At 34.9% G+C, this 22,242-nt stretch carries 20 protein-coding genes and 1 pseudogene; all 21 read right to left on the reverse strand.

Annotated elements, in window-relative coordinates; genetic code table 11:
* Positions 1–138 precede the first annotated feature (138 nt).
* The 21 genes and pseudogenes from ABEB31_RS02475 to ABEB31_RS02575 all read right to left on the reverse strand — a co-directional run bounded on the left by ABEB31_RS02475 (position 139) and on the right by ABEB31_RS02575 (position 22,199).
* Positions 139–1,332 (reverse strand): MFS transporter, encoded by a 1,194-nt coding sequence (locus ABEB31_RS02475; protein ID WP_347049758.1) that lies wholly within the window; start codon positions 1,330–1,332, stop codon positions 139–141.
* A gap of 44 nt (positions 1,333–1,376) precedes the next feature.
* Positions 1,377–2,597: a DUF763 domain-containing protein gene (locus tag ABEB31_RS02480; RefSeq protein WP_347050035.1), complete on the reverse strand. Its 1,221-nt coding sequence runs from the start codon at positions 2,595–2,597 to the stop codon at positions 1,377–1,379.
* 143 nt (positions 2,598–2,740) lie between these two features.
* Positions 2,741–3,193: a hypothetical protein gene (locus tag ABEB31_RS02485; protein ID WP_347049759.1), complete on the reverse strand. Its 453-nt coding sequence runs from the start codon at positions 3,191–3,193 to the stop codon at positions 2,741–2,743.
* A gap of 623 nt (positions 3,194–3,816) precedes the next feature.
* Positions 3,817–4,020 (reverse strand): hypothetical protein, encoded by a 204-nt coding sequence (locus ABEB31_RS02490; protein ID WP_347049760.1) that lies wholly within the window; start codon positions 4,018–4,020, stop codon positions 3,817–3,819.
* A 64-nt stretch (positions 4,021–4,084) separates the two neighbouring features.
* Complete coding sequence (locus ABEB31_RS02495; protein WP_347049761.1) at positions 4,085–5,485, reverse strand: exopolysaccharide biosynthesis polyprenyl glycosylphosphotransferase; 1,401 nt, start codon at positions 5,483–5,485, stop codon at positions 4,085–4,087.
* A complete protein-coding gene (locus ABEB31_RS02500; protein ID WP_347049762.1) occupies positions 5,478–5,873 on the reverse strand; it encodes a VanZ family protein in 396 nt (131 codons plus the stop codon). The genes ABEB31_RS02495 and ABEB31_RS02500 overlap by 8 nt, the downstream gene beginning before the upstream one ends.
* Before the next feature lie 40 nt (positions 5,874–5,913).
* Positions 5,914–8,253 carry a GumC family protein gene (locus tag ABEB31_RS02505; protein WP_347049763.1) on the reverse strand — a complete coding sequence of 780 codons (2,340 nt, stop codon included), beginning with the start codon at positions 8,251–8,253 and terminating at the stop codon, positions 5,914–5,916.
* A gap of 38 nt (positions 8,254–8,291) precedes the next feature.
* On the reverse strand, positions 8,292–9,062 hold the full coding sequence (locus ABEB31_RS02510) for a polysaccharide biosynthesis/export family protein (RefSeq protein ID WP_347049764.1): 771 nt from the start codon (positions 9,060–9,062) through the stop codon (positions 8,292–8,294).
* Positions 9,063–9,165: 103 nt separating this feature from the next.
* Positions 9,166–9,912: a glycosyltransferase family 2 protein gene (locus ABEB31_RS02515; RefSeq protein ID WP_347049765.1), complete on the reverse strand. Its 747-nt coding sequence runs from the start codon at positions 9,910–9,912 to the stop codon at positions 9,166–9,168.
* A 214-nt stretch (positions 9,913–10,126) separates the two neighbouring features.
* Positions 10,127–11,104 carry a UDP-glucuronic acid decarboxylase family protein gene (locus ABEB31_RS02520; RefSeq protein WP_347049766.1) on the reverse strand — a complete coding sequence of 326 codons (978 nt, stop codon included), beginning with the start codon at positions 11,102–11,104 and terminating at the stop codon, positions 10,127–10,129.
* A 2-nt stretch (positions 11,105–11,106) separates the two neighbouring features.
* The gene (locus ABEB31_RS02525; protein WP_347049767.1) at positions 11,107–11,928 is read right to left on the reverse strand and encodes a glycosyltransferase family 2 protein; all 822 of its coding nucleotides are present in this window, start codon (positions 11,926–11,928) and stop codon (positions 11,107–11,109) included.
* On the reverse strand, positions 11,921–12,334 hold the full coding sequence (locus tag ABEB31_RS02530) for a putative colanic acid biosynthesis acetyltransferase (protein ID WP_347049768.1): 414 nt from the start codon (positions 12,332–12,334) through the stop codon (positions 11,921–11,923). The genes ABEB31_RS02525 and ABEB31_RS02530 overlap by 8 nt, the downstream gene beginning before the upstream one ends.
* A 130-nt stretch (positions 12,335–12,464) precedes the next feature.
* Positions 12,465–13,547 (reverse strand): glycosyltransferase, encoded by a 1,083-nt coding sequence (locus tag ABEB31_RS02535; RefSeq protein ID WP_347049769.1) that lies wholly within the window; start codon positions 13,545–13,547, stop codon positions 12,465–12,467.
* Positions 13,544–14,707: a glycosyltransferase gene (locus ABEB31_RS02540; protein ID WP_347049770.1), complete on the reverse strand. Its 1,164-nt coding sequence runs from the start codon at positions 14,705–14,707 to the stop codon at positions 13,544–13,546. The genes ABEB31_RS02535 and ABEB31_RS02540 overlap by 4 nt, the downstream gene beginning before the upstream one ends.
* Positions 14,708–15,997, reverse strand: a complete 1,290-nt coding sequence (locus ABEB31_RS02545; protein WP_347049771.1) for a hypothetical protein — start codon at positions 15,995–15,997, stop codon at positions 14,708–14,710.
* 8 nt (positions 15,998–16,005) lie between these two features.
* Entirely contained in the window at positions 16,006–16,998 is a 993-nt protein-coding gene (locus tag ABEB31_RS02550) for a glycosyltransferase family 4 protein (RefSeq protein ID WP_347049772.1), read from the reverse strand.
* Positions 16,999–17,246: 248 nt separating this feature from the next.
* Positions 17,247–18,326 carry a glycosyltransferase gene (locus tag ABEB31_RS02555; RefSeq protein ID WP_347049773.1) on the reverse strand — a complete coding sequence of 360 codons (1,080 nt, stop codon included), beginning with the start codon at positions 18,324–18,326 and terminating at the stop codon, positions 17,247–17,249.
* A gap of 74 nt (positions 18,327–18,400) precedes the next feature.
* Positions 18,401–19,252 (reverse strand): annotated as a pseudogene (locus ABEB31_RS02560) (glycosyltransferase family 32 protein); the annotation flags it as partial.
* Between the two features lie 21 nt (positions 19,253–19,273).
* A complete protein-coding gene (locus tag ABEB31_RS02565; protein WP_347049774.1) occupies positions 19,274–20,245 on the reverse strand; it encodes a hypothetical protein in 972 nt (323 codons plus the stop codon).
* Between the two features lie 6 nt (positions 20,246–20,251).
* Entirely contained in the window at positions 20,252–21,262 is a 1,011-nt protein-coding gene (locus ABEB31_RS02570; protein ID WP_347049775.1) for an alpha-mannosyltransferase, read from the reverse strand.
* Between the two features lie 10 nt (positions 21,263–21,272).
* On the reverse strand, positions 21,273–22,199 hold the full coding sequence (locus tag ABEB31_RS02575; RefSeq protein ID WP_347049776.1) for a hypothetical protein: 927 nt from the start codon (positions 22,197–22,199) through the stop codon (positions 21,273–21,275).
* Between the last annotated feature and the right edge of the window lie 43 nt (positions 22,200–22,242).

Raw genomic sequence — 22,242 nt, forward strand, 5'->3', positions numbered from 1 at the left:
ATAATTATGTTATTTAATTCTTATAAAACAACAAATTAAATATGCTAATGTGTTAATACTGAAAATTATAAAAGAATATATTTAAGCTTTCGCTGAAGTTGAAGAGTGAACTTTTAAGTTTAAAAAGGAACTGCAAAACTAATCCTGAGTATTAATCTGATTAAGTTTTCTTTTATTTCTGGCCCAATACAAAAGGTATAAGATTCCTATTGCAAATATCAATATGTCAAACTTTATAATCTGAGGAATCCGCATAATCTGGTCATTGTAATAACTGCCTCCTAAAAGCGCCCCGCTTCCGATTCCGAGTTCCATTGAAATATACATTGTGGCCACGGCTTTTCCCCGATGTTCCGGATTACTCAAATCAATTGTCCAGGCACTTATTGCAGGTGATAAAATACCCGTTCCCATTCCGTAGATTCCGGCTCCGGCCAAAAGCATCTGGAGATTTCTGCCTTCGCTAATTACAAATAACGCCACTGCGGTTATAATAAGTCCCGCCATAATTACTTTTGGGCGTCCATGTCTGTCAGAAACCTTTCCTGCTCCAAAACGTACTAAGACCGAAGTTACGGTGTAAGCGGTAAAAAACAGGCCTTTGTTGGTGGCGCCTAAATGTTCGCTCCAATCTGGTATTAAAGTTAAGATTAAACCAAATGCAGTATAAGAGAGAAAAGTAATAATTCCGGCCGGGAAAACATTTTTGTCTACAATGTCATTTCGACCTATATAAAACATTCTTTTGTTGAGTTTTTCTTTAACAGCAAGAGTTTCTTTCATATTGAATACAATAATAATGGAGAGAAAAGCGAGAAACGAGGAACTGTAAAACATCACATTCATTCCGTAAGAATTCACAATCATACTTCCTAATGCCGGTCCCAGCGCTCCTCCAATGCCAAAACACAAACCATGCATTCCCAATGCTTCTCCCCACCTTTTCTGCGGAATAATATCTGCAACATAAGCTGATGTCGATGTTGGTTTAAAACCGGTAGAAAAACCATGAACCAGACGCAACAGAAGAAAACCCGAAACGGAACTTAAAACAGGATAAAGAAAACCACAAATTACACAAACCGATGATCCGATTGCCATAACAGGAACACGACCCCATTTGTCTGTGAGTTTACCACTAAACGGACGCGAAATAGCAGCTGTCAGCGTAAATAACGAAATAATCAAACCCTTATATTCTGCACCTCCGAGACTGCTTAAATAATTAGGAAGTTCCGGTATCATCATGTTAAAACTTGAAGAGAAAAGTAGGGAACTTAAACAAAGTAAAATAAATTGTAAAGTATATATTGATTTTTCGTTTTGTGACATTAGGTTGTTATTGGTAATAATTGCGAAGGGCAATACTATTTAAATTAAAACAATTCAAGCTGGTTGTTGGGAGGCATTGGTTTTCTTTTTGGTGGTTTTGCATCTCCAAAAATAGTTTTCCCTCCATATTTATAGGAATTATCTCTTTCTCTCTGAACGAGCGCGTCAAAATTTGAATTTGGCGTAAAGCTTTCTTCTGCTTTTCTGGAAATTTCAGATAATTTCTGAATCGCATTCATCTTATCGCTGTTTCCTATTTTCGCCCGGTTAATGGCTCTCTGCAAAGTATCGATTGTCTCGTCATAAATGGTTACCGGTACAGGAAATGGATGTCCATCTTTTCCACCGTGCGCGAATGAGAAACGTGCCGGATCTTCAAATCTTGTCGGAGTGCCGTAAATTATTTCGCTCACTAATGCCAACGACTGTAAGGCTCTTGGTCCCATTCCTTTCAGAAGCAATAATTCTTCAAAATCTTCGGGTTTATTATCGTGCGTTGTCCAGAGCATAGCTCCCAGTCTTTTCATGTTTACATCTTCGATCCTCACATCATGATGCGCAGGCATAGAAAGATGCTGCATTTCTTTAATAATTTTGGCTGGCGATTCCTTCATCAATTCTAGAATGCCTTCTCTTGATTTTTCTGCAGCGCCAGAGGTAAGATTAAGAATATTGCCCTGGTTTTCACCATAAATAAAAGTATGGGGCTCATTAATAAAAGACTTCAGATCCTGTGAATGCCAATGGTATCTCCTGGCTGTCTGCGAATTTGCATTCATTCCCTGCTGGATGACCGCCCAATGTCCTTTATTGTCCACAATAAAATTATGCTGATACAATTGAAATCCGTCCTGGATTGCTGTATTATCTACTTTTGCTGTTAACCTACTGAAATTTGCGAGGTTATTTCCGTCGAGACCTGTTTTTTCACCCACAAATAAAAGTTCCTGCGGGGTTGTCATAGAATGTTTGCCTTTGCCTCCGCAAATGTAGATCCCGAGTTCTTTTGAATGCGGATTTACAGCCTTCTTCAAAGCTCCGAGTACAGATGTTGTGATTCCCGAAGAATGCCAGTCCATTCCCATGACGGCACCAAAACTCTGAAACCAGAAAGGATTACTTAGTTTACTGATTACTTCTGAAGTTGAAAATTCCAGCGCAATAGTTTCGACAATCGCAAAACCAAGTTTAGACATGCGTTCGGCAAGCCATAATGGAACATGTCCATAATGTAAAGGAAGATCTGCTGTGCCTGAACGTTTCATTTTTTTGATTTGTGTCATGCAAAATTACGCAATTTTTCTATTAAGAAATTACTAAAAAAAGACCCAAATCATAACAAAAAAAGCCTGTAAACTAAATATCTACAGACTTTTTACAAATCAAATTATCTTTTTTGGCTTATTTATTACATCATAAAAAACAAAGCCCTTTGGAGCACTTCAAGTTGTTTTTCATTTGTTTGTGACTTATCAAATTTTTCTTTTGAAAGTTTAGGAAGTATTCGTGACGGCTTTTTAAAATATAATTTTAAATCTTCAAAAATCTCAGTTTTTGTTTTGGAAGCATCAATCAAAAGTACGTCTTTGATTTCCTCAATCATAGATAAGCCATTATAGAGATGTTTACTAAATAAACAAACTATAAAATTGGAATGTATACCTTCGAGTTCAAAAAAATCCAATAATTCAGAATACTCATATACAACAAATACAGAGTGATCAAAGCTGGTCGCTTTATTTTCATTTTTCAACAAAAAGGAATCTTCAGAAAATTCAAATTCGTTTTTAAATTTTCTTTTAAACATTTTTAAAAAAATACCTTTATTATCGCGAACCAAAACTTTTTCTTTTTTAATCATCTCTTAAAAATTAGTATTTATTCTTATACACAGTTCACCTGGCTCATTGCATCATTTCGATAAAACACCGAAAATTTTAATGAGTATAAAAAATTCTTTTGTTCTCTCGGATACGAAAGCAAATGTCATTTTTATTACTGTTTTTAACTTTACGCGATTTAGGGATAGGATAAACAGATTAAGGGACATGCACTTATTGTGGTTTTTTTTAAGAGCATAAATTTAATTTGTCAAAAAGTACAATTGATGAATTTCGAATTACTAAAATGAATTCGGAATTGAAGCATTCAAAACAGGGAATAACACAGAAAAATCCATAGCAATTTGAGACTGCAAAAAAATACAATCTTGAAATGATAGGAATTTATAAAATTTAGGGAAGTGAAAAGTTTACAACAATGTAAAAAAAAGATCTAAAAGTATTAAGCACATACTTTATTGGGCAAAATACTTTTAGATTTTACTACACATCGTGTAACATTTTGCTGTTGCCTCTTTTGAACTTATTAGAGGCGATAAGTAAAATACCAAAATGAAAAATAGTAATCCATTCCACAAACACAGCAGGCTTAATGGATTGTTAATCCATCAGCAGTCAGAAAAAAATGAAGGTAACTAAAATACTAAACGCCAACGTTTACATTTGGAGCTTCTACTGTATTCATGTTTTTTACCTTTTTAATTTTGTCGTTCAGCTTAAGAACTCTATCCAGTTGTTTTTGCTGAATAGTATATTTTGTATAGTATTTATACCATTCTTTTCCGATAAAAAAGGTTGTTACAGAAACTCCTGTAAGCAGACCAATTAGGTAGTTGTTGATATCCATAATTAAGTTAGTTTAGTTTATTTTTTAGTTTATTAGATATTATTTTTTAGGTTTTTCAAATTAATTAAAATGCATTTTTGTCTCCCTTTAAAGTTACAATAACTGTTAGAAAACAAATTTTTACATCCTTTATAAGGCTCCAGCGCTGGACATATTCAATATCGGTGGTAACACGTCGCTTCATATCAGATACTTTTTTGGTTTCACCTCTCAGACCAGAAACCTGTGCCAGACCGGTAATTCCGGGTTTTACAAAATGACGGACCATAAAATTGTTAATATGTCCATTATAATCAGTTGTATGCTTTACCATATGTGGGCGAGGACCTACAACACTCATATTACCAATTAAAACATTAAAAAACTGTGGCATTTCATCTAAACTTGTCCTCCTGATGAATTTTCCAATTGGCGTAATCCTGCTGTCTCCTTTCTGCGCCTGCTGGGTTTCGTCGCCAACATTTACATACATACTTCTAAATTTGTAACACCAGAAATTTTGGTTCTTTTTACCTGTTCGCATTTGCCTGTACAAAACAGGACCTTTACTTTGTTTTTTAATAATAATTGCCAGGATCGGATACAACCATGATAATATAAAAACTATTACCAGAATACTAAAAACAAGATCAAATATTCTTTTCGTTAATCTGTTATACGCATTTTGTAAGGGTTCAAAACGGGGTTTTATAACATGAAAATTATTTAAATGACTGGAATTGAAATGCTTTTTTGAAATGGAGGAAAAATCCGGAACAAATTTTAAACGCATGCAGTACTTGTCACCAAGTTCAAAAAAATCATTTAGATCTGAAATAAAATCGGGTTTTGAAACAATGTATAATTCATTTATATTGTCTTTGGATGCGGCATGAATGGCTTCACAAAGTGCTTCTGTAAAATCCCTGTTATTGGTAAATTCGACCGAAGAATTTTCGTTTAATATCCCAACAAAGTTGATAAAGAAAGAATTATTTTCTAAATGAGAAGCCAATTCGATACTGGTTTTATTAAATCCCCAGATTGCAACGGTATATTGTTTAAAAACCCAGCCTTTTATTTTTCCGATCACGACTGTAAATAATATTCTGGAAAGCAAAAAATAAGACAGTAAGAAACTTAACTGAATTAAATTGGCTTTTGTTCCAAAAAAATACAGCACATCATCCTGAAATATAAAAATGTAACTGTGCCATAAAACCCGTTGTGTAAAGAAAGCACGCCAGCTGTTACGGAAAAATTCATCTAAACTGAAAAGAACGTCTACCCGGTACAATTGAAAATAAGTAACTGAAAACAGCCAGCTTAAAATTGTAATAGGAATCATTTTATTGAGAAACAACGTATTCCAGCCGACTTTCTCCTCAATTGCAAAATTCAAAAAAACCATTGTGCCCAAAACCATTGCAATCATATCTGCAATAGCACAACACATGATGAAAGTAAATTTATGTCTGTTACGCATTTTTTATTTTTTTCAATAAGTTATAACCTACTGCTCCTATTAAACTTCCTGCAATGCCATAAAAAACATCCATAAAATCGGGACTTCTTCTTTCGATAATAAATTGACCGCCTTCTGCCACACATACAATCAATGCTGCAATTCCTAAGTTTTGTGCTAAATTCAAATTTTTAATATCGTTTGGATTTGATCCTGTATATACTTCCAATAAAAAACCAACAGCTAAAAAAGGGACCGCAGTTCGCAAATTATAATACTCATTACTCCATTTTATAAGCCATCCCGGCAAATAATTTTCATTTGAGAACCCGGGATCCGGCAGCCATGAAAAGTATAAAACGGAAACAACCACTATAATTAATAGTAACAGAACTATTTTGTGAGACATTTTTATAATTATTTATTTTAGCAAATAAGCATTGCTGCGTTTAGGCTTCTTTCACTCTTAGTCCTTTTTTGTACCAGGGTTTTTTGATTTTTGCCTCCTGATACTGATAGCCGTAACTTGCTCCGTAACCGTATCCGTATGAGGTTTTCATATTTACTCCGTTGATAACTATTCCCACATTTTTTAATTGATCTTTTTTAATGAAATTATTCACCTGAACCAAATTGCTTTTATCTGTATAATCATATTTTACCACAAATACGGTTACATCTGCCAGATAACTAAAATTAAGTGTATCTGAAACTATTTGCACCGGTGCTGTATCCAGTATGATAAAATCGTATAAGGTTTTTGCTTCTTCAATCAATGATTCAAAATTGGAATTGGTTATCAATTGAGAAGGATTCGGAGGAGCTTCTCCGGCGAAAAGAACATCCAGGTTTTTAGAAAAATTATTGTCTTTCTGAACAAATCCTTTCCAGTCATCACTTTTATTGGCCAGGAAATTAGAAAGTCCTAATCCGTTTCTGCTGATATTAAAATAATCATGCAACTGCGGATTTCTCAAATCTACACCAATCAGCAGCACTTTTTTATTGAGATTACTTATCGTAATTGCGTTGTGCACCGCGCAAAAGGATTTTCCCTCACCTTGTATAGAAGACGTAAACAATATTACATTTCCTTTATTTTCTTCTTTTTTGGGCAGTAAATACGATACGTTTGAAACCAGCGCGCGTGATGATTCTGCAATCATAGAGCGAGAAGTTGCCGTATTGTCTAATCTGTCGTTGAGACTAATTTTAGGAATGTGTCCCAAAATAGGAATATTGCTGATTATTTTCTGAATGTCCTCTTCGTTATGAATTTTGGTATCAAAGAATAAACGGGCATAAGTAACTCCGAAAGGAAGCAATAAACCAAACATAAAAGCTCCTAACATAAAAACTTTCGGCTGCGGAAAAATAGCAGAATAATTGGTTTCGGGCGCATTTAAAGTTTTTAAATTCGATTCTAAAATGGCACCGTTTAAAACCGCTTCTTCTCTCTTTTGTAATAACGCTACATAGGTCTCTTCTTTTAGAGTAAGATTACTGTTGATATTACCTAATATTTTATCCTGGGTTGGAATATTTTTCACCTTGGCATCGGCAATACTCTGCTCATTTCGGTTCGCATTATTGGTTTGATTCAGAAAATTTAAATAGCCTTGTAAAGTATTCAAAATCTCCTGTTTCTGACTTTTAAGCTGAGTCATTAAACTAATATAGGCCGGATTATTTTTTTGTGCTCTTTCTAAAATCAACTGACTTTCCATCAGCTTCGAATTATAATTGACAAGCATTTGATTGACCGTTGGCGAATCTAAATTGTAATCTGTACCTAAAGTCTGCGCAGGACCGGATTGTTTGACGTCGTTTATCGCAAAAACAGCCTGCCCAATTTGTCTTTCGTTTAATGTGGCACTTTCTTTTTTCTGACTTCTGTCCGCTGTTTTTTCCGTCACGTAATTGTCCATTACAGCTATGTCGTTATTTTGCAAATATTTTTCTTTTACCGTTTCTATTGAATCTTTTTCTTTGGTAAAACTTTTAATTCTTTGATTTAAATAAGAAACCGTATTTCTAAATACTTGTTGTTTGTTCAGCACGATGTTTTTATCCAGCAAAACAATGATTTCGTTTAATATTTTTTTCGAACGATCAGGACTCGAGCCAATATGTTTTAATTCTAAAACCCCTTTTGCTGTTTCGTCGGATACAACAAATAGCGAGGATTTTAGTTTTTTTAATGCCGTTGCTGTCGGTTCTAGACTCACTTTATATTCCTTCTCAAAATAAGCAGACGGATTTTTTTTCGCTTTCGCTGATAACTGAATTTTAAATGGCAAACCTATAACAGAGGTATTACTTTGATATCCTTTAACATTATAGCTGTTTTCTGTACCCGTTTCTGTTACTACAAAACCGTCCTTATTTATTTTAATTTCGTATGAAATCTCGGGTAACGAATCTTTAGAAACGGTCGGAATTACAACAAACGGTACAACATTTACGTAGTTATTTTGTACTGTGTACACCTTTTCATAATAGCTGAAATTTAAATTCAGATTTTTTACCACATCCAACAAAAATTCATTAGAAGTCATCAGTCGGATTTCATCTTCCAGATTATCCTTTTCGCTTGTTTTATCTGTGCTTATCGTGATAATTTTTGTTTTGTCTTCTTGTTTTTTATCAATGAAAATAGAAGCCGAAGTTTCGTAAGTTGGCGGAACCACTTTTATAAAGACATATGCCGCACCAACAAATACAATCAGGCTGAGTAAAAACCAGGGCCAATATTGTAAATACTTTAAAAATTCTTTTTTAAAATCCATAACTATTTCAATTATTATATTTGTCTTCCAGATGAAAGTTAATTTGTAGTAATCAGTAAAATTACTGCGGTAAGAGAGGCCGCTATACCCATCAATTGTATCGGATCTTTTATTAAACCGCCACTATTTACTTTCAGTTTATTTGCTGTCACAATGATGACATCATTTTGTCTCACTCTGAAATTGGGATTAGACATCCAGGAAGCGGTAGTTAAATCGACATGAAAAACCAGACGTTTTCCATCTACTTCCCTAATTAGTTTTACGTCTTTTCGGATTGCAGAATAGGTAAGGTCTTTTGCTAATCCAATTGCATCTAACATACTAATCGATTCTTCGCTAAACGGAATAACGCCCGGAGCATTTACTTCTCCCAAAATGGTAAATTTATTATTGAGAACTCTAACCTGTACAGTCGGATTGACAAGGTAATTTTCGTTTATAAGACGTTCTTTTACTTTAGTTTCGACATTGGCTGGCGTGAGTCCGCCTACTTTTACTTCGTTTAAAATCGGCATCATTATATTTCCCTGAGGATTAACCAGATACCCTGACAATTTCATAATTTCTACCGAATTTTGAGCACCCGCTGTTCCAAAATTCATATTAAAAGGAGCTGCCACGACGGGATTAAGATCACCAATATCAATTTTAAGAATATCATTAGGCTGTATTTTTGGAGATGTGTAGGTTACTGTCGAATTGGAATAGCTGTCTAAATCCTGCAAATACAACATTTGCTTTTTGGTTGTACAAGACTCCAGCATCAGTAAAGGCAATAGAATTATCGAAAGGTAAATTTTCTTCATTTTATATTATATATATTAGTATTCTTAATTACTTTGATTTTCAATAATCTAATCTTGCTAAAGACGTATACATTTAAAACGAAGGTTCTTTTTTTTCCTCTTTTTAATGCACTATGTATTGCTTTAAAGCACTTGTTTTCTTTAGAAATACAGTTCCCATAGCCGCTAAACCATGAAATTTATAAATTCTGTAATCTTCCTGTAAAACTTCAAAAGCACGTTTGAAACTGGTACTCATACCTCCCATTCTCATTTTGACGATATAGGAGTCGATATAACTCATCTTAATTTCATATTTGTACAAATAGCGAAGCAAAAATTCGGTGTCAGACGCTATTTTAAAATCAAGATTGTACAAGCCGTATTTATCAATAATATTTTTCTTTAAGTAAACAGTCGGATGTAAGGGCAGCCATCCTTTTTTGACTTTTTTAAGACTGAAAACGCCTCCAATTCTGTTGCGGATCAAACGTTCCTGTTTGTCATTCGAAACATAAACTCCGTCGCCATAAACTCCTTCTGTATATTTTTCAGAATCAAAACGGGATGCAATTCTTGAGATAACTTTTTTATCATAAAATTCATCATCAGAATGCATTAGGCCTATTATATCTCCGGTTGCTAATTTCAGTCCTTTGTTTATAGCGTCATACATTCCTTTATCCGGTTCAGAAATATACTGGCTTATTTTATCTCTGTAAGTCTCAATAATTTCTTTTGTTCCATCTGTAGAATTTCCATCAATAACAATATATTCTATATCATTATAATTCTGTTCCAAAACACTTTGAATTGCTTTTGCAATAGTGTTTTTGCGATTGTAGCATACTGTGATTATAGTAACTCTCATAATATTTATTTTTTAAATTATAAATAGTTTCCATAGTTTACTGTATTTCCCAATTCCAGTTTAAAATTAAAACAAAGGTGTTTTACTAAAAAATGTTCTCGATGAAGCACCACAATACTCGTTAAAAGCACAAAAACGAAGACTTGAAACTTTAAGGTGCAGCAAATTAGTTCCTTAATAAGGAAATTGAGGAAAAAGGAAAGTTACAGCTGAACTAAATAATGGTATTTTGTAAAAAGGAAGTTCTTGCCTCATTTAGCAATAACTGGTCAAAATAAGTAATGGTAGAAACTAAACCTTCTCGTAGTTGTATAGTTGGTTCCCAGCCGTGGAGTCTGCTTTTAGCCAGAGCAATATCGGGCTGTCTTTGCTTCGGATCGTCCTGTGGAAGATCCAGATGTATAATTTTTGATTTGGAATCTGTAAGCTGAATAATGGCTTCAGCCAGCTCCAGCATTGTAAATTCATTTGGGTTGCCTAAATTTACAGGTCCTAAAAAATCCGGCCCGGAATTCATCATTCTTATCATTCCTTCTACCAAATCGTCAACATACTGAAAGGAACGCGTTTGAAGTCCGTCGCCAAAAATGGTAATGTCTTTTCCCTGCAACGCCTGTACAATAAAGTTGGACACCACTCTCCCATCCGCAGGATTCATATTGGGTCCGTAAGTGTTAAAAATTCGGATGATTTTAATGGCCACTTTGTTCTGATTGTGATAATCCATAAATAAAGTTTCGGCACAACGCTTACCTTCGTCATAACAGGAACGAATTCCTATCGGATTTACGTGACCCCAATAGTTTTCAGTCTGAGGATGAACCAGCGGATCGCCATATACCTCGCTTGTACTGGCCTGCAATACTTTTGCATTCACACGTTTTGCTAAACCTAAAACATTAATGGCGCCCATTACCGAAGTCTTAATTGTTTTTATGGGATTGTACTGGTAATGCACCGGTGATGCCGGACAAGCCAGATTATAAATCTCATCAACCTCAGCATAATAAGGTTCTGTAATGTCGTGACGTACCATTTCAAAATAAGGATTATCCAGTAAATCAATAATATTAGATTTAGCTCCCGTAAAATAATTGTCGAGACAAATTACTTCGTTGCCCTCGTTCAACAATCGTTTACACAAATGTGATCCTACAAAACCTGCCCCGCCGGTAATTAATATTCTTTTCATAGCTATATATTATTTTTGATTGAATTTACCTTGGTCTGAATCTGAAAAAAGTAATGTGATTTGAAACGCGCCAGATAAAACCCTTCTTTGCCATCCAGAAATCCTAATTTGAAAAAATAAGCTCCTATAAAATAAACTGCCGGAAGGAATCCCGTATTCAGTAAACCATATTTAATCTTCTGATTTAAAGATAGATGTTCATTTTTTGATTCTTTTAACTGAAGATATCTCTGAGCTTCCCACGAAGAATAGGCATTGTGTTTCGCTATGTAATGTTCGAGGTTTTTAAAATCTTTATGTGCCACTTTTGCTTTTATAACTCCTACTTTACCTTCAATTATCGGATGTTCGTGAACTTCCATATCCAAATGACTCCACAAATCTTCTTCGATTTTTTCGTACGCTCCTTTAGATTTCTTAAAAAGAGCCGATTTCTGAAATCCGTAACCATATTTGAGTTTCCTGCCCATAAAATAGTTCTCAAATTGTATGGTAAAACCATTGTAGTCAGGATCCTGAGTTTTAAGAGCCACTTCTTTTACAAAGGCATCTGTGACAAATTCATCGGCATCCAAAAACAAAATCCATTCGTTGCGAAGGTTTGCATTCTGGAGTGCCCAATTTCGCTTTTTCGGAAATTTACCATTCCACTGAAATTGCAAAACCTCTGCTCCCAGACTGGCTGCAATGGTCGTAGTATCATCTGTACTTCCGGAATCTACTACTATTAATTGATCAAATTGCTTTAATTTATCCAGACAAGACGATAAATTCAAAGCTTCGTTTTTAACAGAAACGATCACAGTAATTGGTATTTTATTCAAAGCTTCTGATTTTTATGATTTTTGCAGGATTACCTCCTACTATAGTGTTTTTCGAAATATTTTTTACTACTGCCGAGCGGGCGGCTATAACCGCATAATCCTCTATACATATGCCGGGCCCAACAAAAGCATCTGCGGCGACCCAGACGCCATTTCCAATCGTAATCGGTTTTAAAATCAGCGGAAAATCATTTTGATTATAATCATGTGTGGATGCACACAAGTACGTTTTTTGCGAAATTATGGTGTTAGAACCGATCGTTATTTTCCCTTGGTTGTAACAGTCAACATGGGGTCCGAGACTTGAATTTTTTCCTATTTCCAAATTCCATGGAGCCCATATTTTAACGGATGAATAAACATTGGCTGACCATTCTATTTTTGCACCAAAACATTTAAGTACCAATACCCTCCATTTTATAAATAATCTAGATCCAAATGGGCGAAAAAGAATTTGTCTCGCTAAATTCCAGAGTAGTCGTGAAAATTTATTTTTAAGACTAAAAGAATGACTGTAAGTTGATAAATCCAAAATATTAATGTTCAAGCGTTTTTTTATACAGTTCATTCATTTTGCAGGCAACAGATTTAATTTCATATTTTTCTGTGACAAGTCTTCTGCCTTTCTGTCCCATATGTTCCAGCTCATTCGCCGGCGTGCTGATTACTTTTGCAATCATATTTTCTAAATTTTTAACCGAGAGCATGATCCACCATCCACATTCATGAATTTCGAGATCTTCCCAAGGTGTACCCTGCGTTGTAATTACAGGTACACCCGTGGCAAGCGCTTCTGCGACAACAATACCAAAGTTTTCACTGTGAGTAGGAAGTATCATCACATCTCCGGATTTTAAAAAATCCCATTTTTCCTGCCCGTATTTAGCTCCGACAAAATTGACATTATTTAAATCTTGTGCACTTACTCTCAAATTCGAAATATAATTTTCGTCCCCGTTGCCGGCAATTTCAAGTAGCCAGCCATTGGTATTAGAATTTCTCCAGGCTTGTAGAAGAAGTTCAATACCTTTTTTAGGATGGATACGCGATAAAAAAATTATCTTTTTTGTTCCGTAGTGTTTCTTAATACCTTTTATATCATTTAAATCGATCCCGTTTGGTATAATATGAATAGGAGTTTTAAAACCTAAATACTGAATATTCAAAGCTTCCATTTCGGCCGTTGTGTGCAGAAATTTCGCATTATCAAGTGCTTTTCGCTGATAGAAATACAGTCCTAATTTTTTCTTTATGGTATTTTGTCTAATAATCCATGGTTCTAACATGCCGTGAGGAGAAAGAATCACTTTAATTCCCAATTCCTGTGCTATTTTTTGAAACCCCCAGTTTTGCGGACTCCAGATACCATTTATATGGACGATATCTGGCTTTTCAGCTGTTAAAAAAGAATGAAACTCCTTTAACATAGAAAACCATCTAAATACATTGGTTTCAAAAAATTTAATTCTTACCCCCTTAATATCTATAGGATTGGCAGATCTTCCGGTAGCAACAATTATATCAATATGATTTTTTAACTCGGAGCCTAATAACCTCATATATTCTGATGTACCTCCATCTTTTTTGTCGATTCCTGCTATAAAATGGATCACTTTCATACTTCATTAATTTGTTTGTAAATAACTTCAATTGCATCTAAGGAATATTCCATGGCAAATTTTTGTACCTGATCAAGAGATTTTTTAGTCGATTCGGCTTTTTGCAGATTGTCTAATTTTAAAACCTTGTCAATAATTTTTGCACCTTCCTGTTTCCATTGCTGTAAATATTTCAGGTCGGTTGGTTTTTTGTCAATGTAAAAAGCGGCCTCTCCTCCTACTTCATTCATAGGAGCTTTATTGGTGGTGATCACTGGGCAGCCGGAAGCCATTGCCTCAATTATTGGCCAGCCGAAACCTTCGTCAAGAGATGGAAATAATAAGCAACTGGCACCACAATAAGCTGCATTTATAAATTCATCAGCCAAATTGGTGACAAAATGAATATCTGTCGCATAGGATGATTTATTCTGCATGTCAATTAATTCATCTGAGGGAGCTTCGCCAAATAAAACTAATGGAGTATTATTCTGGTAATTACTTCTCCATGATTCGTAAATTTCTACAACCCCTTTTCTGTTCTTATAATATTGATTACCACCAATATGCATTATATAACCTTTTGATAAATCGATTTTTAAATGGCTTTCTAGCACTTTTCTGGCAAACTCTTGTGGCGTTGACAAAAAAGTACGATTCAAACCATTGTAACATACTGCAGAATTAATTATGTTTCCTAAATGGAGTTCATGCAAATCTTGTTGTGTTTTCTGTGAAATCGAAATAAAGTTTTTTCCTTTCGAAAAACCTTTTCTAATATAATACTGATACAATTTTCCGGTAGCTGAGGTTGGATTTTCCGGTATATGTCCTAAAGCAGATCTCAAAGCTAAAAAATCATGACAATGTACCACGTGTTTTCTTTTTTGTACAAGGGGTACCCATGGTCCAAGAGCCTGATCGGCAAAAACAAAAAGCGTATTTTTTGATGCCTTTAGCAGTTTAAACTTTACTTCGACAGGAAAAATCAAATACTGATCAACGTACCCAAGCCATTTCCTTAGCGAATTCGTTACCGGTAAATTGTAAAACAGGGCTTTAGAACTCCAAATTTCAACCTGATGACCCCTTTGTTTCATACCAGTCTGCAGCATATTTGCGTAACGCGGCATGCTTTGATGTTTTAAAAACGAAGGGTGGGTAAAAAGTACAATTTTCATCTATTCTCTTTTCGTATTGACATTTAAACTGGCTACCAATAATCCGGAAGCTATTACAGAACAGCCCAGCATACTCGGCTGTGCCCATTGTCCCTGAGTAATCAGAAATAAAGCAGTTCCACAAAAGGTTAATGGTAAAAGTTTAAATTTGCCTGGTAATTTGAGTGAACTAAAAAAAAGTCCGCATGCAAAAACTAATCGTAAAACTATAAGACCACCACCTAAAATAAGTCCTTGTTCTCCACCAACACGATTTAATTCTCCTTCAGAAACCAGGAAACTTCTTTTCCCCGTTAGCAATTGTGCTCCGGCATTTGTTCCCATTCCCAAATTACCTTCAAATAATGGGGCGTTTAATAATGTCGTAAAAGGCTCGCTAAATCCATCTATTGATCTTTGTATAATAGAGCCCCCTTTCTGTCCATTGGCAGTATCCACACGACTCATAAAAACTTCAGTCCCCAGATTAAAAACAGTTGTTGTTTTTTGCAGAACAGCAAAGAGAACACCAATAACCGCTATCGTTAAAGCCAGTCTAAAAATGGATTTTATACTGGTTGAGGAACCTAGAAAGGCAAAAAAACCAACTAATAAAACGCCTAAAACTGCGGTTCTGCTCACTGTTAACGGTAAGGCAATTATTAATGCAATTGTACTGCCTATCAATAAAATCTTTGAACACGCTTCTTTGGACAACCAAAAATAAAATACAAATACAGAAGCCAGAATGTAATAGGAAGATAATCCCGTAGTAAATGAAAACGTTCCTGATGGCCGAAAATACCCCATTGCTCCATCAAAACCTGCGCTTCCTTCTCCGCCAAGACCTGTATTTATATAAGCGGTTTGTGGACTTATAAATTGAAAATAAATAATTACAGTCATTGCAATGGTAATAGCCAGCATTACTCTTCCCATTTTAAGAATATCTTCTTTTGTAAAAACTGCACCAATAACAAAAATTAATGGAAAATGAAGCAGCATTATTCTGGCCCCATAAACCCCTACGAACATATTTTCGTGACCAAAAGTAAATGTAATTACTAAGCTTAATAAAGTAAAAAACGAACTCAATATAACATATACATTGACAAATTTTACTCCGAAATAAAAAGCTCTCAAAAGGATATAAATAGCGATAGGGTCACGCACGATCAGCAATGGCGTTGCTAAACCAGGCAAAATCCATTTACGAAGTGCTCCCTCTAAAATCCACAGTAAAAAATACAGCCATATGGCTATTTTAATGGATTTATATTCGGGTGTTAATGTATGTGCTGTTGTATTCATGACATTATTTATAAAATCTGTAAAGACGAAAGTGCGTCTGCCATCTCTTGTCCGTAAACAGACCATGATCTGGTTCCCGCCTTGTTTTGAGCTGCAATTCCAAATTCCTGCAGAATATCAGGTTTATCCAATATTTGACTGATGACTTCTTTGATGGCAGCTGAAGATCCAGCCGGTACAATCCATCCATTTTTCCCGTTTTCAATTAAATCGGGTCCTGCTGTACGATCTGTGGTAATAACAGGAAGGCCTTGCGACATGGCTTCTGTTATTACTAATCCAAATCCTTCGAAAAGAGACGGAAAAACAAAAACATCATGCTGTCGCATACTTTCTAAAACCTCATCATGAGATAAGGAAGGGATCCAATTGTGCATTTCTAAAGCTAAATTCAATGCCGCACAATTAGAAACCGATTTATGTCCAACAATTGTCAGCTCCACTTTATTTTCCAACCCTTTTACGGCATCAAACAAATAAGAGATTCCTTTTCTTTGTGATAAGCCGCCTACAAATAAAACCCGGAGTTTTCTATTTTCAAGGGATTCATACTTTTTCTGGGTCCGGACTTCAGGAAAACCGTACGGAATTACTTTTATCTCTGCCAATTTTCCCTGAAACTCTTCTAATGTCTTTTTCGTAAAACTGCTTGCTACAAAAATGATATCTGCCAACGCCAATTCCTGGTCTTTTTTCTGCAGTTTTTCATCTGAATCATTAAACCCAATTAGTGTCTCAGCCCAGTCCGGATTAATTTCAAATTCTCTTTCCATAAGTAAGCGGGCACTTCTCCAGTAACCAATAGGCAAGTCATAAATACATTGTATCCCTGTTTTTTTCGCTTTTTTGAAAGTAAGTAATGCGCCATCTTCATAAGCATATACACCCGACAGACCGAGTTTTTTTGCTTTAGCCAAGTTACCGGCTGTCCATTTATCGTGTTTGTGATAAACATTGTCGATACAAAAAAAGCCGTTTTCATGTCGTATTAGAAAATCCAATTTTAGTTTTGATGCTAAAAGCCGACCCGTTTCATAAAACATTTGAGATTGGGTATAAGGCTGCCAAGTTGTATTTAAACTCCTTCTTTTTAAATCTTTTAACCTGGAATTGCTGCTCAATTTGAATAAAAATTGATTCGGAAATATGGCAATGGAGGTGTATAAGCTAAAAAGAATTTTATTTCTTAATAATCCGGCTACCAAATTTTTTGAATTTGCATTTAATGTAGGATGAGATACCAGAACCTTCATACAACAGAAATTGAATTGATAAACTGCGATGCCATATTATTCAGATTGAAAGCTTCCAGTTCTACCGGGACAATATTCAAATTGTTTTTTTCATATCTAATAATTTGCGGAATCTCATATTGTCCTTTGGAGGGTGTCCAATTGCGCGAAACACAAATTGAATTAATTTGATGTTCTTTATAAGCGGCATAAACTCCGCTTTTCTCGCTTTGAAAGTAAGGTGTGGTAGATATTCCGAAATCACTGTTTCTTAATACTTCTGATATTACTTCTTCCGGCTGAATGCCCAATACCTCATAACGAATATTGTAAAAATCCAGAACAGCTGTATAATTGGTCAGCTCTGTTCCATTTTTACCAATGAAAACAAATTTTATGGGTTTAATAAACTGACTTGAATTGATCATTAAATCTTCAATAAAATCTTCAAATGGGGCACCGTTATGAATGGTTCCAAATAAAACAAACTGAACAAACTCTCGACTTTCCTTCTTTAATGCCGTCAGCGGAATATTACCGCAAATAGGTAAAATTTCTGCATTTATATTATGCGACCGAAGAAAATGCTGGTATAACTTATTTTGCGTATTTACAAAATGGGTTTTAGTATTTTGAATTATTTTCTTTGCTATCAATTGTTGTAATTGCCCAATACATTTGTGTTTTAACGAAGATTCTGTGTCAATCCCTAACCATAATTCATGAAACATCACATGCCATTTATGATTCCCTCTGATTTTTTTCAGGTAAGATGGCAGCCAAAATGGTAATCCTTTCGGATTAAAGCTGTAAGGCACATATTGCAGCGAAATCAAATCCGGTTCAAAATCTTTTACTACAGCCTGTAACCAAAGTAAACGTTGTTTCATATTGGTATCAGCAGGTATACGGTGCACCATTACAGTAGTATTTTCTACAACCTGACTTTCACTTGTATAATAAATAGTCTCATCACATAAGGCTAAAATTCGAGCCTTGTGACCCTCTTTTATTAGTTTACCGCTTAGACGACGTGTATAATCACCAACACCATCATTGCCGATTTCGGCTGAGCCGCAAATAAAAAGTATATCCATTGTGTAATCTTATTTTTGAAATCTGTTTATTATAATCTGTACGAACAGCTTATTGATTTAAGGAATAAGCCTTCTTATCCACCCATTACCACCTTAAATATTTGTTTAGAAGTTCTGTAAGTTTTCTTAAAACTTTTGTCAATAAAGTTTACGATTGGAAATATGCGGGGATAATTGTTTCTCACAACGTGCTTGAATTTTTCTATTCCTTTTTTGCCTCTCCAACTTCCGTTAATTAAATGTATAGCGTAAGATTGCTTATCTAAAAAAATAGCATTTCCAACCAAAATATTTGCGGGGAGAATAAGCATATTGTTTTTTAAAACTTGCTCTGTATTTTGATACCGATACCCGTAGTTCTCTGCAACCGGCGAAATAACAGACCCTATTATTATCTGCTTTAAATCGATAGTCCCATCACTTTTGAAAAGCTTTAAATCTGTATATTTTTCTAAACATTCTTTTACATACGGATGATTGGGTGCCGACGCAAAAATGGCGCCCTGAACCGCAAACCCTGTAATTATTTCCCCATCCGTTTTTGGCAGGAATAAATCATTTAACTGTTCATTTCCTCCCGCATCTTCAAATAAACCGGGATGTATTTCCTGAGCGCTAAAAAAATCATAATCAAACCATGATTCTTCAAAAGGCTTTAAAATCTTGACATCAGAATCTAAATACAAACCTCCCTCTGTGTATAAGGCATATAAGCGAATATAATCTGCTGCAAAAGCCCACTTTTTTGCAAGGATTGCTTCTTTTACAAAGGGAACAGAATCAAAATCAAAACTATCTTTATTCCATATGCGTATTTTAAATTCGGGCAGATGTACTTTCCAGGTAGCCATGCATTCTTTTATAAAAGGCGTATAATCTTCTCCACTAAACCAGCAAATATGAATTGTTTTTGGAATCATAATTTTTCTTTTATCATTTTTTTAAACTCAGACTTTATAAAATCTTCCAATAACCTTGGCCAGTTTAATACTTATTGATTTTTTTTTAATTTCCAGTTTAGAATGGGCTAAAAAGGGATAAGAGCAGTTTTTCCAGTAGATAACATCGCTATTTCTTGGAATTTTTCCCTGAATGGCTCTAAGCAAATGATTGGCTTTCCAGGGCTTTGGGCTTCCCATACCGTGAGACATAGTAGATTCTCCTTCCGTAAAACCCATTCCTTCTTTTCCAATGTAGCTTACAATTCCGTCGTACGCCTCAATAGCGGCGTTTAACGCATCCTGATCGGGCTTGTCAAAAATCTGAAAACCCTTCATTCTTAAAACAGTTGAATTATAAGACTGGTTTAAAAAAATAGAATTCTCTAAACCTCCAATTGCCGGCCCCATAATTTCCTGCATTTGAATCCACAACTTTAAGAATGTGATGTCTTTTTTTAGAAGTCCGACAAAACCAGCATTTACATAAATGGCATTTTTAAAATTTAAATCAATATTGTATTCTTTATAATATGATTTCCAGCCTTGCCTGCGTGGATGATATTTCTGAAGAGGAGAATTAACATCTTCGCAAAGTGCCACTCCACAATTTACCCACTGTTCATAGGAATCCCAGGAATCATTGATCACAATATCCGGATCAAAATAAAATATTGATTCTGCATTTTTTGCCGGTCCATTCCAAAGTTCCAACATAAAATCCGGCTTATAATTTGCCATATTATAGTTGGTTTCTATCGGCAGAAAAATAATTTTTATCCCTTTGGCAGGAGCCAGAGTAATGGCATTATTCCATTTACAGACTGCTTCCTTTTTTCCTTTTAAAATCCATTCAGGCAATGTACCGCGGTAACCTGCATATATATTACCTGTAAATCCGTTTTCATACAATGAATTTGAAAGTGCGGCTACACCATAATGGTAATGACCTTCGAAAATAGTGCAAACTGCTGCATTCATAGAATATTATAATTTTAATAGCTGTTTAAATTTTCTTTTTATACGTTTTGACTGGTGCCTGATGAAAGTGATGTAAAATAAATCAGCGTTTTGAATTTTGTATAAACTCATCATACGTTGTCTGTTTGTCTGACTGGAATACATAAGTTCATCAATAGATTCTGGTCCCAACCTTCCTCTGCCCGAATAATGTATGTGGGTAATGGGGACGTAATGGTCTGGATGGTGCGTTTCTTGATCGACTTTCAGCTTTGATTCTTCACTTAAAGTGGAGTACCACATTTTATAAGAAACTGTATTTTGCGTGTATCCTCCCTGTATTGCATGGATCAAATCCAGGCTGTTTTCATAATCTCCAGACCAGGAACTAAGCCAATTGTAAGGAGGTTTACACAAGTTCAGTAATTTCCAGTCTCCCAGTAAGGAAGCAATATGCAATAGCGATTGATCGTGTTTTTTTGGTATTTCCGGATTTTGTTTAAACCAATCTACCGCTGCATTTATATCTGTAATAATTTTAGATTTAATCCTGATCAGCATATGCCCTGCCGTAATGGCGGTATTTAAAGCATCTTTTCCAAAATATTCATCGACTTTTTCCGGAAGCAGATAATTATGAATTCCTGCTGTTGTATATTCTGTATCCGCATGAATTAAATCATAATATGGTGCAAAATCAAACATTCTCTCCCAATTCATTAAGGCGACGATATCATTATCGGTATAAATAAATTCGTCCCAATCTGAAAACAAAGCCAAAAAGCGATATAAAAATCCTAACGGACATTCTGTTAAAACACTTCTAAGATTGTTTATAAAGGCTTTTGCTTCATCTGAAAAGTCATCGACAGTTAAAAACTCGACCTCTTTTAAAATATATTCAGAAGTTACTTTTTCACCCCCAAAATGAATTAACCGTATTGGCAGCTTACAACCGCTTTTCCTTATTGAAAAAATTAAATTTTCACTATACCACTGGCTTTTTAAATTGGCCACTAAGACAATACCTTTTTTCATTGAATTTCTGTTATAAACCGAGATGCCACTTATAATCTTTCTGCCACATTTTATGGCGGACTGGTCCTGTATAATGTCTTACTGCCATTTGTTTAGGATGAAACAAATAAGAAAAATCAAACTGATCTCCTGAATCCAAAATGAATTTTTTTGGAGTAAGAGGCATATAATAATTATTCTTTAATAAATGATGGTAGATAGTTTGCTCACTAAAATATTCGTAAGTAAAATCGAATGTTTTGAAAAAATCTAATGATTCCTTCATATTTTCGAAAGCCACATTTGCAAAGATAAATCCTGAATTGACCTGATAGATTTGTTCGGTATTTACTGCTTTGTACCGACTATCTAAACAGCCCCAGTTAGTATCCGGCATATACCACCCCTTTGCAGCAGGCTTTTCGGATAATACTAATTCTAATATATTGGCATGTTCATAAAACAAAATATCCGAATCTATAAAAAGAGTTGGTTTTGCAATTGCATGATTTAAATAATAGAACATCTTCCTGCCCAGCGGTGATGTCTTACAATAATGAATTAAATATTCTTCATAAGGTGCCAATTCTTCTTTGCAAATACCTTTAAGAGACTGAATTTCGCTCCAATTAATTCTATTGACAATCTTGATAAAACCAAAACTTTTTTCCAGTTGCTCTATTTGCTGCTGCGTGTGAGATCCATCTGAGTAAAGGGTCCATTTTAATGGTACTCCAACGTAACGAAGAAAGGATAATATGGACAGGAGCTGCTCCTGAAAATCATTAAATGAAGAGAAACTGGCAATTTCCATGTCAATGGTTTTCTTTTGATTTATTTTAGAAATCACAGTAGACAAATCTGAAAATACTTCCTTCTCGAATTTTCTGCGATTTTTTTTTCCTTTAGCTACGGCAATTTTTTTTGTAAGTCCGCCCTGACCAGGTAATTTATTCATATAATCAGAATTTATTTTTCTTAGAATTTGGTTTTGAAAAAGA

The organism is Flavobacterium olei (assembly GCF_039749035.1).
Taxonomy (GTDB): domain Bacteria; phylum Bacteroidota; class Bacteroidia; order Flavobacteriales; family Flavobacteriaceae; genus Flavobacterium; species Flavobacterium olei.

What these genes read in the sequence shown, in the direction of transcription:
- ABEB31_RS02555 (WP_347049773.1), bottom strand. Translation starts at nt 18,326, where the DNA reads ATGGATATACTTTTTATTTGCGGCTCAGCCGAAATCGGCAATGATGGT.
- ABEB31_RS02515 (WP_347049765.1), bottom strand. Translation starts at nt 9,912, where the DNA reads ATGAGAGTTACTATAATCACAGTATGCTACAATCGCAAAAACACTATT.
- ABEB31_RS02545 (WP_347049771.1), bottom strand. Translation starts at nt 15,997, where the DNA reads ATGAATACAACAGCACATACATTAACACCCGAATATAAATCCATTAAA.
- ABEB31_RS02505 (WP_347049763.1), bottom strand. Translation starts at nt 8,253, where the DNA reads ATGGATTTTAAAAAAGAATTTTTAAAGTATTTACAATATTGGCCCTGG.
- ABEB31_RS02520 (WP_347049766.1), bottom strand. Translation starts at nt 11,104, where the DNA reads ATGAAAAGAATATTAATTACCGGCGGGGCAGGTTTTGTAGGATCACAT.
- ABEB31_RS02575 (WP_347049776.1), bottom strand. Translation starts at nt 22,199, where the DNA reads ATGAATAAATTACCTGGTCAGGGCGGACTTACAAAAAAAATTGCCGTA.
- ABEB31_RS02500 (WP_347049762.1), bottom strand. Translation starts at nt 5,873, where the DNA reads ATGTCTCACAAAATAGTTCTGTTACTATTAATTATAGTGGTTGTTTCC.
- ABEB31_RS02570 (WP_347049775.1), bottom strand. Translation starts at nt 21,262, where the DNA reads ATGAAAAAAGGTATTGTCTTAGTGGCCAATTTAAAAAGCCAGTGGTAT.
- ABEB31_RS02540 (WP_347049770.1), bottom strand. Translation starts at nt 14,707, where the DNA reads ATGAAAATTGTACTTTTTACCCACCCTTCGTTTTTAAAACATCAAAGC.
- ABEB31_RS02480 (WP_347050035.1), bottom strand. Translation starts at nt 2,597, where the DNA reads ATGAAACGTTCAGGCACAGCAGATCTTCCTTTACATTATGGACATGTT.
- ABEB31_RS02495 (WP_347049761.1), bottom strand. Translation starts at nt 5,485, where the DNA reads ATGCGTAACAGACATAAATTTACTTTCATCATGTGTTGTGCTATTGCA.
- ABEB31_RS02475 (WP_347049758.1), bottom strand. Translation starts at nt 1,332, where the DNA reads ATGTCACAAAACGAAAAATCAATATATACTTTACAATTTATTTTACTT.
- ABEB31_RS02490 (WP_347049760.1), bottom strand. Translation starts at nt 4,020, where the DNA reads ATGGATATCAACAACTACCTAATTGGTCTGCTTACAGGAGTTTCTGTA.
- ABEB31_RS02510 (WP_347049764.1), bottom strand. Translation starts at nt 9,062, where the DNA reads ATGAAGAAAATTTACCTTTCGATAATTCTATTGCCTTTACTGATGCTG.
- ABEB31_RS02485 (WP_347049759.1), bottom strand. Translation starts at nt 3,193, where the DNA reads ATGATTAAAAAAGAAAAAGTTTTGGTTCGCGATAATAAAGGTATTTTT.
- ABEB31_RS02565 (WP_347049774.1), bottom strand. Translation starts at nt 20,245, where the DNA reads ATGAATGCAGCAGTTTGCACTATTTTCGAAGGTCATTACCATTATGGT.
- ABEB31_RS02535 (WP_347049769.1), bottom strand. Translation starts at nt 13,547, where the DNA reads ATGAAAGTGATCCATTTTATAGCAGGAATCGACAAAAAAGATGGAGGT.